Raw genomic sequence first — 14751 nt, 5'->3', positions numbered from 1 at the left:
CGTCTCGGTGGTTCCACTGATGCATCAAAAAATCCTCATCCTCGATTTCGGTTCCCAAGTCACCCAATTGATCGCGCGACGCGTGCGCGAGGCCCATGTATTGAGCGAAGTCCATCCCTGTGACGTCACCGACGAGTGGATCCGGGACTACGCCAGCGATGGCTCGCTCAAGGGTGTGATCCTGTCGGGCAGCCATGCCAGCGTCTACGAGGAATCGACCGACAAGGCGCCCCAGGCGGTGTTCGAATTGGGCGTGCCGGTGCTGGGGATCTGCTATGGCATGCAGACCATGGCCCACCAGCTCGGTGGCAAGGTGGAGAGTGGACATCAGCGCGAGTTCGGTTTCGCCTCGGTGCGTGCTCGTGGCCATACCAAGTTGCTGGACGGCATCGCCGACTTCACGACCGACGAAGGCTTCGGGATGCTCGACGTCTGGATGAGCCACGGCGACAAGGTGACCGAGCTCCCGCCCGGCTTCCGCCTGATGGCTTCGACGGAAAGCTGCCCGATCGCCGGCATGGCCGACGAGACGCGGCACTTCTACGCGGTGCAATTCCATCCCGAAGTCACCCACACCAAGCAGGGCCAGGCGATCCTCGAGCGGTTCGTCCTCGACATCTGCCGGGCCCGGCCGGATTGGGTCATGCGCGACCACATCGCCGAGGCGGTGGAGAAGATCCGGGCCCAGGTCGGCGATGAGGAAGTCATCCTGGGGCTGTCGGGTGGCGTCGACTCGTCCGTGGCGGCGGCGCTGATCCATCGCGCCATCGGGGATCAACTGACCTGCGTGTTCGTCGATCACGGTCTGTTGCGGCTCAATGAAGGCGACACGGTCATGACCATGTTCGTGGGCCAGTTGCATGCCAAGGTCATCCGTGTGGATGCGAGCGAATTGTTCCTCGGCAAGCTGGCCGGCGTGAGCGATCCGGAAGCCAAGCGCAAGATCATCGGCGGCGAGTTCGTCACCGTGTTCAAGCAGGAAGCCGCCAAGCTCATGAACGCGGGCGCGAAGGGCGCGAAGTGGCTGGCGCAAGGAACGATCTATCCGGACGTCATCGAATCCGGTGGCGCCAAGAACAAGAAGGCGATGACCATCAAGAGTCATCACAACGTCGGCGGTCTGCCCGAGCAGTTGGGCCTGAAATTGCTGGAACCGCTGCGCGACCTGTTCAAGGACGAGGTTCGCGAACTCGGCGTCGCGCTGGGGCTGCCAGCCGACATGGTCTATCGGCATCCGTTCCCCGGTCCCGGACTGGGAGTGCGCATCCTGGGCGAGGTGAAGAAGGAATACGCCGACCTGCTCCGGCAGGCCGACCACATCTTCATCGAGGAACTGCGCAATTTCCGCGATTCTGAGAGCGGCAAGAGTTGGTATGACCTCACCAGTCAGGCGTTCACCGTCTTCCTGCCGGTGAAGAGTGTGGGTGTCATGGGGGATGGCCGCACCTACGAGTACGTGGTCGCATTGCGCGCGGTGCAGACCAGCGACTTCATGACCGCCGACTGGGCCGAGCTTCCGTATGCGCTGCTCAAGAAGGTATCGGGTCGGATCATCAACGAAGTGCGTGGCATCAATCGCGTCACGTACGACGTGAGTTCGAAGCCGCCGGCCACCATCGAGTGGGAGTGAAATCGGGTCCTTCGGGGACTATCGCCAGCAATCGAAAAGTCTTGGTAAGTCGTTGATTTAAAAAAATTTACGTCACGAAGACTATCGGTGGCTATCGCCGACCAGCAAAACGGTTTGGCGGTAAAGCTGACGGTACAAACCGAGCCCGGGTTCAGACCCTCTTGTTTACTATCCATTCTTTTTCGGTCTGGACGGTAAAAAGCTCGCAGAAGAGCTAGGTTTCATGCGGGTTCCAAGGCATCTTCAGGTCTCCTGATCCCTGACGGTAAAAACCGTCATGACCAGGAGGCAAATCCTCGATGTTGACCGACACTGCGCTACGCAACCTCAAGCCCAAAGCCGCGACCTACAAGGCTTCCGACCGTGACGACATGTACGTGACGGTATCGACGGCAGGCACCATCGCTTTCCGTTACGACTAGCGTCTCAACGGCCGCCGCGAGACCCTCACCTTGGGCCGGTACGGCCCGGCCGGCGTATCGCTCGTCTTGGCGTGCGAAAAGCGGCTGGACGCCAATCGGGCTGTCGCCCGGGGCGAATCTCCAGCCCACGAAAAACAGCGCGAGAAGCGACGCCTGACCGCCGCGAAGACCTTCGGCGACATGACTGACCGCTGGCTGGTGGACGCATGCATGGCTGAGACCACCCGCGCGATGCGCAAGAGCATCGTCGATCGCGACATCCTGCCGGCGTTCAAGAACCGTCTTCTCGTCGAAATCAGCGCCGATGATCTGCGAGCCCTGTGCAACAAGGTGAAGGCTCGGGGAGCGCCTGCTACGGCCGTCCACGTCCGGGACATCCTGAAGCAGGTCTATGCCTTCGCCATCCTCCACGGGGAAAAGGTGGACAACCCCGCCGATGGCGTTGGGGCGGCTTCGATCGCGACCTTCGTGCCAAAGGATCGGTCACTGTCGCCGATGGAGATCCGTCTGATGTGTCGGCAGATGGAGTCGGTGGCCTCAGGCGATGCGCAAGCTGATGCTCTCCCACGCCACCACCTTTCCCGCGCCGGTCCACGAGGGCAGCGCCTCGATCTGGCACTTGGCTGAAGTGCTGGGCTGGTTGGAAGAGAAGGGCGGCTACGCCCTTGAAAGGAAGATGCTGGACGCCGCGCGTGCGGCGTTGGAAGTGAATCTGGCCAGGGACGTTCATCGACTACCTGCAGCAGCAGCAGCAGCAGCGAGTGAGCTGAAGCTGTTGATCGCCTGACCACACTGCTACCGAGCAACCACATCGCGTACGGGGCGGTACTTGCGCTGTCTGACGTCCGGTCCGGTCGACCTGGCGGCACTAGCGGGAGGCGCAAAGACTTTGCTGCGCGAGGAAGGCAACGAACGAAGTGAAGGGGCTAGGGAAATTGTTTGTGCTGGACGGTTGCAGCCATGAAGCCCGAGGCACAGCCGCGCCTCCGCCAGGATTCACGACAAACTAAGGACGCAGGGGCGAACTGGCCCGAAAGGCGCGATGGCCGACTCGGCATTCCCGCAGCACGGCAGCGCCGGTACGCGCTATGACGCTGGGAAGGTCTGGCCCGCAACGACGTGCGACAGCCGCAGTGCATCGGGCCGTGAACGGATGGAGGCGTGGCGTGGAATCTTCATGGCAAGGCCGTGCGGCGTGTCGGTGATCCGTCCTTCGTGACGGCCCCGACGATCAGCCCCAGCGTCGTGGACGGCACGCATTCGCACAACCTGCCGCAGCAAGGTACAGCGCACGTTGGCGCCCGCGCGCCGCGCCGAACCGTCATCAGCGCAAACTGCATCGCACGCGCAGGCCTGGATCAGGCCGGAGTGCGTGAGGGATGGACGCCGAATGGCCGTGACGGCATCGCCGGCACGGGGCAACGCCCGAGAGCCCGGCGGCACGAAGTGCCGACACGCCCAAGATTTAATGTTTTAAACGAACATCAGCAATGAGGGATCGAGAGTATGCGAAGTAAAGCCATGCCCCCTCCAACCGGTGCTGCGTCGGGAGTGCCTGAAATTGCAGGCGTTGCAGGGCAGTACATGGAAAAACGTCCTCTTCCACAGCTACAGCCGAATCTCTAGTGCATCTGGACCAGCGTACTACCCGCCCAGCGCTCGAGTGACATCGCCGTCTTGCCTGACGGCTGCGTCGACGTCATCTGGCGAGCCAACCGACTGCTGGTCGTCGGCCCCGACATCACGGCAGCCCGTCCTGACCTCCCACCCGGTGCGCACGTCATCGGTGCCCGATTTCAGCCGGGCGACGCGCGCCACTGGCTGGGCTTGCCACTGTCGGAAATCGTCGGCCAAAGCGTCGAGCTGGCGGATCTGCGAGGAATATGGGCCAAAGGCTTCGCCCGACGCATGGAAGATGCGCAATCAATTGACCGGCAGGCACAAGTGTTTCAGCAGCAACTGATGCAGGCTCCGAGGCCACCCGCCAGACCTGATTGGAGTGCCTCAGAGATCTTCTGCCTCGCGTCCATGTTGGCGCGCGATGAGGGCCGGGCAGTGGCCTGCATGCCCAAGCGCCTGGACATCAGCCCGCGTACTTTACTGCGCCATTGCCGCGATCATTTCGGCTACGGCCCAAAGACGTTGGAGCGCATGTTGCGCTTTCAACACCTCCTCTGCCTGGCCCGCCATCATTGCCGAGATCGATCAGAAACTCACGGCGCAGATCAACCTCATCCTTCACCACGAGGACTTCCAGCGACTCGAATCGGCGTGGCGCGGTCTGAACCATCTGGTCTCCAACACCGAGACCGACTCGATGCTCAAGATCCGTTTCATGGACATCGGCAAGACCGAACTGCGCCGGACGCTGCGTCGGTTCAAGGGTGTGGCTTGGGACCAGAGCCCGCTGTTCAAGCGGCTGTACGAAGAGGAATACGGGCAACTGGGCGGTGAGCCCTATGGTTGTCTGGTCGCCGACTACTACTTCGATCACACGCCCCCCGACGTGGAATTGCTGGGCGCGATGTCGAAGATCGCCGCGGCAGCACATGCGCCCTTCATCGCCGGTGCGGCACCCTCCACCTTGCAGATGGAGTCGTGGCAGGAGCTGGCCAATCCGCGCGATCTGGCCAAGATCACCGGCAATCTGGAGCACGCGCCATGGAACTCGCTGCGTGCGGGCGAGGACGCTCGCTACGTGGGACTGTGCATGCCGCGCTTCCTGGGGCGGTTGCCCTATGGCGCCAAGACCAATCCGGTGGACGAGTTCAATTTCGAGGAAGACACCCAGGGCGCCGACCACCAGAACTATGTGTGGAGCAATGCGGCCTATGCGATGGCGGTGAACATCAACCGCAGCTTCAAGCTGTATGGCTGGTGCACCATGATCCGCGGCGTGGAATCGGGCGGCACGGTCGAGGGCCTTCCGTGCCACACCTTCCCCACCGACGATGGTGGTGTGGACATGAAGTGTCCCACCGAGATCGCCATCTCCGACCGCCGCGAGGCCGAATTGGCGAAGGCCGGTTTCATTCCACTGGTCCATCGCAAGGGAACCGATCACGCCACCTTCATCGGTGCGCAGTCGCTGCAGAAGCCGCAGGAGTACATGGATCCGGACGCCACGGCCAACGCCAACCTGTCGGCCCGGCTGCCCTACCTCTTCGCCAGCACCCGCTTCGCGCACTACCTCAAATCCATCGTGCGCGACAAGGTGGGTGCCTTCAAGGAGCGCGAGGAGATGCAGACCTGGCTCAACGGCTGGATCATGAATTACGTGGATGCCGATCCCGCCAATTCCAGTCAGGAAACCAAGGCACGTCGTCCCCTGGCCGCGGCCGAAGTGGTGGTTCAGGACGTGGAGGGCAACCCCGGCTACTACAGCGCCAAGTTCTTCCTGCGTCCGCACTTCCAGCTCGAAGGCCTCACGGTGAGCCTGCGCCTGGTGGCCAAGCTGCCGTCGGTCAAGACCGCAGCCTGAACGTCACCGGCATCTCCATCCCTTTTCTTTCCATTCCCTTTTCCCTCAATCCCGCCTCATAGGAATCAAAAAAATGGCACAAGACATCTTCCTGAAAATCGCCGGCATCGATGGCGAGAGCCAGGACTCCGCGCACACGGACGAAATCGACGTGAGCAGCTGGGCCTGCCCGTGCGCGCCATCGCCGATGGCAAGGTCGTCTACGTGCATGCGCCCACGACGCCCAACGCCGACGTCACGCACGCGCTCAACTACAACCCCTTCGGCGATGGCACGCCGAGCGCGGCGTGGACCAGCGACGGCTCCCTTCGCGCAGGGCGAGACGGCCTGGCGCCTGATTCGGCAGCTCAACTTCAACTACCTGCCGCTGATGGACATGGACACCCGCCAGGGCGCACAGGCCCTGCGCGACATGTTGCGCCTGTTCGTGGGTGCCGACGATGCCATCGCCGCCAGACAGGTCGACGGACTGATCGGCAGCCGCATCGCGCCCGTCACGCGCCGTCTGCCGGGCAACGGTCCTCTGGTGTACGGCCGTGGCGTGCAATGTGACCTGACGGTGGACGAGGATGCCTTCAGCGGAACCAGCCCCTATCTCTTCGGTCTGGTGCTCGAGCATTACCTCGCCCGCCACGTCAGCATCAACGTCTTCACCGAGACGCGGCTGGAGTCCATGCAGCGTGGGATGGTGGCGAGCTGGGATGCGCGCATGGGCACCAGGAGCGCGGTATGACGGCCCGGGAGGCGTCCGCGCGTTCGGTGAGCGCTGTGGTCGGCGACGCACCGGTGCGGCCGTGGCGGCATGGCTTCCTGCCGCTCATGCGCCGACTGGCGGCGGCCGATCCGCTCCAGCCCTTGATCGGCACGTCCCAGCGGCCGCAGCAGGAGAATTTTCGCCTGGGTCAGCAAGCCAGCCTGGCCTTCGCGCCGCGAGAACTCGCGAAGGTGGAAATCAAGGCGGATATCGATCAGGAGCCGCGTGTTCACCTCAAGCTGTTCGGCCTGGGCATGCTGGGCCCTCAGGGGGCCTTGCCGATCCACTTCACCGAGCTGGTGCGCGAGCGCGTCGAAGGCCGACGCGACACGACGCTGGCCGACTTCATCGATCTCTTCCACCATCGCGTGTTCACGCACATCTACCGTGCCTGGGCGCAGAGCCAGAGCGCGGCGGGGCTCGATCGGCCCGGCGAGGAACTTTTCAGCGCCTACGTTGCCCGTCTGGCCGGAGACGAACCCTCGGAGGTGCAGGGCAGTCCCCTGGCGCCGCATGCGCGCTGGGCCAGCAGCGCACACCGGGTGCGCGCGGCCCGCAATCCCGACGGCCTGGTGAGCACGCTGTCGCGCTTCTTCGGGGTCACGGTGGCACTGCGCGAGTACGTGCTGCAGTGGATGCCCATCGCGCCGCAGGACCAGTGCGTGCTGGGGCAGCCACGGCGGTCCAGTGTGCTGGGCGAAGGCGCCGTGGCGGGCGAGGTGGTGCCCGACCGGCAGAACCGCTTCCGGTTGGTGATCGGTCCGCTGGATCTCGAGCGGTATCTGCGCCTCACACCGCAGGGGGCGTCCTCCGGCGAGGATCTGCCCGCTCTCATCGAGATCGTCCGTTCGTTCATCGGCTTCGAATACCTCTGGGAAGTCGAACTCCTGATCGACAGCATTGCGGCGCCTCGCTGCCGACTCGGCGACACCACGCAATTGGGCTGGTCGACGTGGATGGCGAGCGAGGGGGTCTCGTGCGGGCCGGTGACCGGCATGTTGTTCGAACCCGAAAGCTATGGCGCATGAATCCCATCAAGCAACTGTTGAGCGCGTTCGCCGGTCCGGCTTCGAATGCCGATTCGTCCGCCGTGGGTGTGGCCGCCGAACTGCTGAAGCCTGTGAGCGAGGCCTTTCCCTGCGGAGAAAGCCTGGAATACGACGGCGAGTTCGCCGTGCTGCGAGCACGCCTGGAGCCCAAGGCGGATGTGCAGTACGGCCAGTTCTCGTCGAAACCCGATGCTCCGGACTGGGCCGAGGTCGAGCGCGATGCACGCCGACTCCTACTGCGCAGCAAGGACATCTCCGTTCTGCTGTGGCTCGCTCGTGCACGTTGTCGGGTCGCGGGTGCCGCCGGATTGCTGGAGGGTTTGAGATCGTTGCAGGCCGTCTTGCAGGCCTACCCGGAGCAGGTCCATCCCCAGCTGATGCTCGACGGAATGGCCGATCCGGCGGTGCGGGCCAACGCCCTGGCCGCGCTGTGCGATCCGGACGGTCTGCTGGACGACCTGCGCGATGTGGTCGTCTGCGGGAATACCGCCTTCCGCCTGACGGTGCGCGACGTCGAGCGTGCCTTCGCCACGCCTCGTCAGCCCTATGCGCCGGAGCCCGGCAGCGTCAAGCGCCAACTGGCCGATCTGCATGCCAAGGGCGACGGCGTGCTGCATGCGCTGCTGGCGTGCGGAAACTGTGTGCTCGGGATCGACCACTGGAGCAAGGCATCGCTCAAGGACGACGCGCCCGAACTGGGCCCGCTCATGCGTCTCCTGGCCTCGCTGGCCTCCTTCGCGGCGGCCTCGCCCCTGAAAGAGCGGGTGCAGGCGGAATCCGTGATATCCGACGGCATCGCGAAGCGCGTCGCGCCAGGCTCGCAGGAGCACGCGCTGGTGCCGGCCGGGAGCGCCGATGGGGGTTGGGGCGACGGCTCCCATGCGCGCCTGCCGGTCGCCCTGATGCATGCCGATGTGCAGAAGGAGCGCGAACAGATGCGGGCCTTGCTGCTGGAGATCCGACTCTGGCTGGAGCACCACGAGCCGAGCAGCCCGATCACCATCCTGCTCAAGCAGGCCGACCGCATGTGGGGCAAACGCTTTTCCGAGGTCGCGCACATGATCCCACCGGACCTGATGCAGGCCTGGGACCGGGAGGACTGAACCTTGGGCTTCAAGGGTTCGGACATCCTGTCGTGAATGATGGCAGTGGTGGCGGGAAATCAGCGTTTCGGCACCGGGTGCGGGTCGGTCCGGAGTATGTGTCGTTCCCGCACCGCCTCGGCCAACGCCTCCACGCTCAACGGCGCCGAGCCTTCCGCCTTGTTGTTGATGGTCACGTACACCGGGAGATGCGCCGCCGCAGTCGCTGCCATGACCTGGGACAGGATCGCGCGAGTCTCCGGATCAGGGTCGAGCAGGCGGTCGAACGGTTCGTAGAGATCCTTGGCACTGTCATATCCATAGGCACCATGACGCTGATGGAGATTCCATCGGGCCACCAGGGGGGCAGGCCACAGGGCACGCAGCATGGGCAGCTGGTCCGAGATGCCGGGCATCTTGGCATGCAGACCCAGACAGTAGGTTGCGCCTGCGGCTTTCAGGACGGCTGCCAGTTCCGCAGTCATGAGTTCCGCATTGCGGACCTCGACGGCGACGACGCCATCCGGCGCGGTCGGCCGCAGTGGGGGCAGGGCTGCCAGCATCGTAGCCAGGCTTTCCAAGAGTTCGGGGATGCGCAGCAGCATCGAGGAGGGCAGGGGGCTCAACTGGAAGACCAGGGCGCCGAGCTTGGGGCCGAGCCCGTCGAGAGCCGGCTGGACGAACTCGTGCGCTGCGGCGATCGGATCAAGGAACGTCGCATTGCGTTGCAACCCGCGACCGTGGTCACGGACCATCGCATCCGATATGGCGCTTGGCGCCTTGACGACGAAACGGAAATCGTCGGGAACCTGGGCGGCCAGGCTCGCATATTCATGGGCGCTCAACGGCTTGTAGAAGGCACGGTCGAGACTGACCGTGCGCAACAGGGGATGACAGGCATAGGCCGGCAAGCCATCGCGTGCCAGCTGCTTGGTCGTGTAGACATCGGCCCATACCAGACCGGCCCAACCCGGGAAGCCCCAGGACGATGTGCCGAGGCGAATCTCCCGCGGCAATGCGCTGGCCAGGTCCCTCGTCTCGGAAGCGCTTGGAAACGGCAATACCGGAGACTGGGCATGCGTCGATGCAATGACTTGGCCAGCACGAACGTCGGCTTTGACGTCGTTTGGAGGATCCGTGGGAAAAAGCGATTCTTGCATCTTCAAATCCGAAATCGAGCCTAACGATGATCGGTGCTTCAGAGGGCAGAGGTCAGTCCGGAGCGGGAAGAGACGCCAGCGCCGACGACGATTCCCGGCGAAAAGATGCGTCGCGGGGTGCGTATAGTTCGGCTTTTCGGTTGGCAGCGCATGCCAGCCAGCAGTGGTGGGATCGGTGCCGCATCATCTGTCACGATGCAACCACCACAGAAGGTTCCTGAACGTATGACGAGCGATGATCACTGGATGCGCCTCGCGCTGGAGCAAGCCCATGAGGCGGGTTGCGCAGGTGAAGTGCCGGTGGGTGCCGTCGTGGTGAAGGACGGAGCCGTCATCGCGACTGGACGCAACACACCCAAGGGCTCGTGCGATCCCAGTGGGCATGCCGAGATCAATGCATTGCGCGCGGCTGCCGCCGTGCTGGGCAATTATCGACTCGACGACTGCGAGTTGTTCGTCACGCTCGAGCCTTGTGCCATGTGCGCCGGTGCCGTCCTGCACTCCCGCCTGGCGCGGGTGGTGTATGGCGCTCCCGATCCCAGGACGGGCGCGGCCGGCTCGGTCGTCGACCTGTTCGGCCTGGTTCAACTCAATCATCACACCGACATCCGTGGGGGAGTGCTGGGAGAGGTTTGCAGCGCCATGCTCAAGACGTTCTTCAAACAGCGTCGGCAGCAGCAGCGTGAGAACGCGAACCCACTGCGCGATGACGCGCTGAGGACACCTGAAAACCGCTTCACAGGACTCATGCAGGAGCCCCCCACATCCTTCTGGTCGACGGGGGGGAGCGCACAACGCAATTGGCGCATGCATTGGTTCGATACTTCGGCTAACGGCATTGGCGTTCGAGCAACCGCCATCTGCCTACATGGTCCAGGGCAATGGGGCTATCTTTTCAGGAACCTGATGACCATCGATGACATCCGCTGGATCGTTCCTGATTTAATCGGCTTCGGCCGAAGTGACAAACCAAAGAACGCGACCGTCCACACTTGGGAGTGGCACAGGGAGGTACTCTCTGAATGGCTCGGCGAGATGAAGATCGGGCCTGTCCATCTGGTCCATGCAGCCGGCGCCGATCCGTTGGTACAGCTGCTGCGTACCGAGCCATCCAGTCTGTTGTTCGATGCGTCGCCTATCTGTGCACTGGACGAAAGGGCCGGGGATTCACTCAACGCATGGCAAGCACCGTTTCCTGATCGAGGCCATGAAGCGGCATTGAGATCTCTGGGCTCGATCCATCCTGATTCTTCGGGACCGTCTCCTGAGCAGATATCAAAAATCGCGGAAATTGTGAGAAGAAGATGCTGAATCTATTGAAAGATGGTTTTCTGTGAGCAAACATATTTACATATATTCGCCGTCCAGCGCCGTACGCGACAAGATTGCATTCAGGAGAGGAGTCAAGCGCCTCGAGGCAAAAGGCCATCAGGTGGAAATCGATCCATCTGCGCTGGAGGTCCATCAGCGTTTTGCGGGCGACGATGCGACTCGTCTGGCTGCCATCGCACGCGCTGTTGCCAGTGGAGCAGATATCGCTCTCACGACGCGCGGGGGCTATGGTCTCACCCGTATTCTTGGCGGCATCGATTACGCAGACGTCGCAAAGGCAGTGGAGCGGGGCACGAAATTCGTTGGATTCAGCGATTTCACCGCGTTTCAAAATGCGCTGCTGGCAAAGACCGGCGCGGTGACCTGGTCGGGACCATCCGTGGGTGAGGATTTCGGTGCGATCGAAGGGCCCGACGACATCATGGAGGCTTGTTTCGACGATCTCCTCGATGAACAGGGCGAAGGCACCGGATGGCGTCTACCCGCTCGTGAAGGCGAAGCACCCGCTCTGAACCACATCCGGAACGCACCGCTGTGGGGAGGCAATCTGACGGTGCTGCTCAGTCTTCTCGGCACACCCTATTTTCCCGACATCCGGGGCGGGGTTCTGTTCCTGGAGGATGTGGGGGAGCATCCCTATCGCATCGAACGCATGCTCGATCAGTTGTTTCATGCGGGAGTACTGCAGCGCCAGTGCGCGATCCTGATGGGTCAATTCACGGCATTCAGGAAGGTGCCCAACGATCGGGGCTTCGGTCTGCCAACTGTATTCGCCAGATTGCGATCGCTGCTCGACATTCCGGTGCTGAGTGGATTGCCGTTCGGACATGTTCCAACGAAAGTCCTGTTGCCCGTGGGAGCAAAGGTGGAAATGGATCGCGAGGGCAGGGAGGTCATTATCATGTGGGGGCACATGCATGCCAAAGAATTCCCGCACGCGCATCATCATTGAATCAGCGTTGATATGTTCCGTCTGAAGTATGAGATTGAGCTGTTCGAATCGACAGAACTCCTTGATGGCAAGAAATATTTTATGAAATCGTTGGATGTCGATTTGTCTCGGTTTTGAAACCTGGACGAATTTTCATCAAAAAAGTCAAGACATGGGCGCTCATTCAACAGTGGTTTTTGCAGATCTGACCGGAAGCACGGCTGTTTTCGAGTCGATGGGAAACGCGCGTGCTGCTGAAACGGTCACGCGGCTCACGCAGTGGATTGCTGCCGTCTGCGAGGCGCACCAAGGTCGTGTCGTCAAGACGCTTGGGGACGGCGTGCTGGCGGTTTTCCAGTCGGGCGACTGGGCAACGCGCGCTGCACTCGAAATGCAACGCAACCATCAGAAGCGTATCCAGACCTGGCCACCCGCATTGCGCATGGAGCTGCAGATCGGAATGGCCAGTGGAGACGTTCTCGAGGTCGATGGGGATTGCTATGGTGATGCCGTCAATCTCGCCTCGAGATTGAGTGACCTCGCCGGCCCCCGGCAGATCTGGGCCACGCAATCCGTGATCGACGAACTCAAGGGGCAGGAAGTGCGCCATCGAAGCCTGGGACCGATCAACATCCGCGGGAAGAGCGAGATGCCGGTCGTCTACCGAATCGATTGGCAGGACGAATCGCTCGAATTCCTGACGATGCCGGCGACCTTGGCTCAGATGAATCGTCCTAAAGAAGCTTCGTTCGGAAAGATAGAGTTGTCGTGGCTGGATGTGAGGCAAACCTTCAATGCGACCGATCTTCCGATCTATCTCGGTCGCGTCGACGATGCGGAATTTGTCGTCAACGATCCGCGGGTTTCGCGACTGCACGCACGGCTCGAGTCGAGGAAGGGCAGCTGCGTGCTGGTGGATGTCAGTACCTATGGCACGTGGGTACAGTTCAGAAATGCCACGGGCATCAGCGGTGAGATCGCACTGAGGCGCGACGAATGCTTGCTTCATGGCAACGGACAAATCAGCCTGGGTGCGCCGCTCAGCGATCTGAGCGCGCCTGTGGTCAATTTCGATACGACAGGTGGCCTGATGGTGCTTTCGCGTTGAGTCATGAAGATATCGGACACGAAGAGGACGGGTCGATCTGCCATTCAGCCTGTCCAGGCGCAAAGGGCAGAGACATTCGGTTATCCGTACCCTTGACTTAACATAATATACATTGTATTTAAAACAAGAGGGCAAGTAAGCAGGATGGGTTGGGATGGTGCGGCCAAAGTATTCGTCCACTTCATCGATCGATCGACCAGGACAGCCCTTTTTGATGAGGCTGCAAGTCGACAAGGATTTCTCGATTGATACATCAGCGCCTCGTATCGGCGATCTGGACGATCGAGATCGTCTGTATGGATCTCGGGCTTCATATGGAACATCGACCCGAGGTCCTTCTTCACCTTGCCGTATTCGATCACGCGTCTTCTCGCTGTCGAACGGTCTGACCATCTGAGTCTTGCAGCGATTCCATGCGAGCGTCTTCATGGACATTGACCGATGGCATGGATACACCAACGGCCAGCGCAGCTTGTGGGTCAGCACGATCAGCATCTTGATCTTTTACCGGTTTTCATCGATCTCTGAGTCGTTGCGCATGCCATGTGTACGACTTGTCTACTCAGCGTCTGCTCCATCCACTTCCACACAGCAAGGATCTTGTTCGAATCATCTCGCAGCAAGGTTCGTGAAAGCGTGTCCGGATACTCCCCTTTCTCGGTCCTCAAGAGATTGAAGGCACTTCGTTCTATTTATCTGCTAACGTTTATTTTCTTTTTTTATTGTCCTCGACTAAGATGGACTGCAATTCCAAAGCCGTTAGCAGATAGATGCAATCACTACTTCCATTCGATGAAGACTCGCCCATTGATGGGCTGAAGGCACCGTTCGAGGACTGGCTGGCGGACCAGATGGCCCAAGGCATCCTGCGTCAGCCGTCCTCCATCCAGGTGTATCGCGACATGTGGGGCGGATTCATGAACTGGGCGTTGTCACAGACGCCACCCGTGACCCTGACGCACCTGTCCACGAGTGACCTCCAGGCCTTTCAAGGCGCACGGTTCGGAATGAAGAGTTCCGATCTGTCGCTCTCCCCCCGTCACGCACTCCGATTGTTGCGACTCGTCGATCGAGTGCTCAAACATCAGGCAGCCAAGCATGATGAATCGCCCAATGAGGCCGCCGCAGAGTGGATCGCCGCGCAGCCGGAAATCAAGTACGCGGAGGCAGCGCAATCGGATCCCCTGCCCGACTTCCTGACCGTCACCGAGACACGGCACCTCATCACCTTCCTGTCCGCAGCACGCCCGCGCCCCGGCGTCACGGGATCGAGCAGGGAAAATCCGGTCGGCCTGACCTGGCAGCAGGTACGCAATCGAGCGGCCGTCGGCCTCCAGCTGGGAGGCGGTCTGACGCCGGCCGACATCCGTGCACTGACCTTGAGATCGCCGGTGTCGCAAGGCGGTCGGATCAGGGATCGTCCCTGGAAGATCGCGGTGCCGAACCATGGCAACTGGCCCGCGCGCGAGACGCCCATCGCTCCCTGGTCGGGCGAACTGCTGCACCACTGGCTCAAGGTGCGTCAGGACGCGGCCATCGCCGGCGATTTCCTGTTTCCCTCGACCCGCACCGGCAAGCAGTGGAGTCGCGATTCACACTACATGTGCGCCAACAAGGTGCTGGAGGAAGCCGGACTCGAAAGCACCGAAGGCGGCTCGTTCCGACTGCGACACACCTTCGCGCTGCGGCAATTGCGCCGGGGCACCTCCGCGGAACAGGTGGCGATGTGGCTGGGGGTCGAACCGGACTCGATGAACCAGTACGGAAGACTGATGGAAAGCGCGCCCGAGGGACTGTGAAAC

The 14751-nt window shown here is 61.8% G+C and carries 8 protein-coding genes and 5 pseudogenes; 12 read left to right on the top strand and 1 reads right to left on the bottom strand.

Annotated features, from left to right (window positions below; all coding sequences use genetic code 11):
• Positions 1 to 16 precede the first annotated feature (16 nt).
• The 8 genes and pseudogenes from guaA (at position 17) to AC1MLT_RS04715 (ending at position 8439) form a co-directional block, all read left to right on the top strand.
• Positions 17 to 1630, top strand: coding sequence for a glutamine-hydrolyzing GMP synthase (gene guaA, locus AC1MLT_RS04750; protein WP_481034903.1), 1614 nt, complete (start codon positions 17 to 19; stop codon positions 1628 to 1630).
• Positions 1631 to 1929: 299 nt separating this feature from the next.
• Positions 1930 to 2592: pseudogene (locus tag AC1MLT_RS04745) on the top strand (tyrosine-type recombinase/integrase); the annotation flags it as partial.
• Positions 2591 to 2839: pseudogene (locus tag AC1MLT_RS04740) on the top strand (DNA-binding protein); the annotation flags it as partial. The pseudogenes AC1MLT_RS04745 and AC1MLT_RS04740, both read left to right, overlap by 2 nt.
• A gap of 890 nt (positions 2840 to 3729) precedes the next feature.
• A pseudogene (locus AC1MLT_RS04735) lies at positions 3730 to 3855 on the top strand (DUF6597 domain-containing transcriptional factor); the annotation flags it as partial.
• Positions 3856 to 4237: 382 nt separating this feature from the next.
• Positions 4238 to 5533: pseudogene (gene tssC, locus AC1MLT_RS04730) on the top strand (type VI secretion system contractile sheath large subunit); the annotation flags it as partial.
• 304 nt (positions 5534 to 5837) lie between these two features.
• Positions 5838 to 6266 (top strand): annotated as a pseudogene (locus AC1MLT_RS04725) (type VI secretion system baseplate subunit TssF); the annotation flags it as partial.
• Positions 6263 to 7315: a type VI secretion system baseplate subunit TssG gene (tssG, locus tag AC1MLT_RS04720; RefSeq protein WP_296311230.1), complete on the top strand. Its 1053-nt coding sequence runs from the start codon at positions 6263 to 6265 to the stop codon at positions 7313 to 7315. The pseudogene AC1MLT_RS04725 and the gene tssG, both read left to right, overlap by 4 nt.
• Positions 7312 to 8439: a type VI secretion system protein TssA gene (locus AC1MLT_RS04715; protein WP_481034120.1), complete on the top strand. Its 1128-nt coding sequence runs from the start codon at positions 7312 to 7314 to the stop codon at positions 8437 to 8439. Before tssG ends, AC1MLT_RS04715 begins: the two co-directional genes overlap by 4 nt.
• 59 nt (positions 8440 to 8498) lie before the next feature.
• On the opposite strand, the gene AC1MLT_RS04710 is transcribed toward AC1MLT_RS04715, so the two are convergent.
• Positions 8499 to 9578, bottom strand: a complete 1080-nt coding sequence (locus AC1MLT_RS04710) for a DUF72 domain-containing protein (protein ID WP_481034119.1) — start codon at positions 9576 to 9578, stop codon at positions 8499 to 8501.
• Between the two features lie 195 nt (positions 9579 to 9773).
• Here AC1MLT_RS04710 and tadA point away from each other — a divergent pair, with 195 nt between their 5' ends.
• From tadA to AC1MLT_RS04690, 4 genes are all read left to right on the top strand, one after another.
• Positions 9774 to 10889 (top strand): tRNA adenosine(34) deaminase TadA, encoded by a 1116-nt coding sequence (gene tadA / locus AC1MLT_RS04705; protein WP_481034118.1) that lies wholly within the window; start codon positions 9774 to 9776, stop codon positions 10887 to 10889.
• Between the two features lie 22 nt (positions 10890 to 10911).
• Complete coding sequence (locus tag AC1MLT_RS04700; RefSeq protein WP_296311246.1) at positions 10912 to 11862, top strand: LD-carboxypeptidase; 951 nt, start codon at positions 10912 to 10914, stop codon at positions 11860 to 11862.
• 151 nt (positions 11863 to 12013) lie between these two features.
• On the top strand, positions 12014 to 12949 hold the full coding sequence (locus AC1MLT_RS04695) for an adenylate/guanylate cyclase domain-containing protein (RefSeq protein WP_481034901.1): 936 nt from the start codon (positions 12014 to 12016) through the stop codon (positions 12947 to 12949).
• Between the two features lie 770 nt (positions 12950 to 13719).
• Positions 13720 to 14748, top strand: a complete 1029-nt coding sequence (locus AC1MLT_RS04690; RefSeq protein WP_481034117.1) for a tyrosine-type recombinase/integrase — start codon at positions 13720 to 13722, stop codon at positions 14746 to 14748.
• Positions 14749 to 14751 lie beyond the last annotated feature (3 nt).

This window comes from Variovorax sp. PEI5, assembly GCF_056679935.1.
The sequence above is the reverse complement of the archived record's forward strand: the minus strand, read 5'-3'. Positions and strand labels throughout refer to the sequence as shown.

Bases quoted from the DNA above. Each gene is read 5' to 3' on its own strand.
- tssG (WP_296311230.1), top strand. From the start codon at position 6,263: ATGACGGCCCGGGAGGCGTCCGCGCGTTCGGTGAGCGCTGTGGTCGGC.
- AC1MLT_RS04715 (WP_481034120.1), top strand. From the start codon at position 7,312: ATGAATCCCATCAAGCAACTGTTGAGCGCGTTCGCCGGTCCGGCTTCG.
- AC1MLT_RS04710 (WP_481034119.1), bottom strand. From the start codon at position 9,578: ATGCAAGAATCGCTTTTTCCCACGGATCCTCCAAACGACGTCAAAGCC.
- tadA (WP_481034118.1), top strand. From the start codon at position 9,774: ATGCAACCACCACAGAAGGTTCCTGAACGTATGACGAGCGATGATCAC.
- AC1MLT_RS04695 (WP_481034901.1), top strand. From the start codon at position 12,014: ATGGGCGCTCATTCAACAGTGGTTTTTGCAGATCTGACCGGAAGCACG.
- AC1MLT_RS04690 (WP_481034117.1), top strand. From the start codon at position 13,720: ATGCAATCACTACTTCCATTCGATGAAGACTCGCCCATTGATGGGCTG.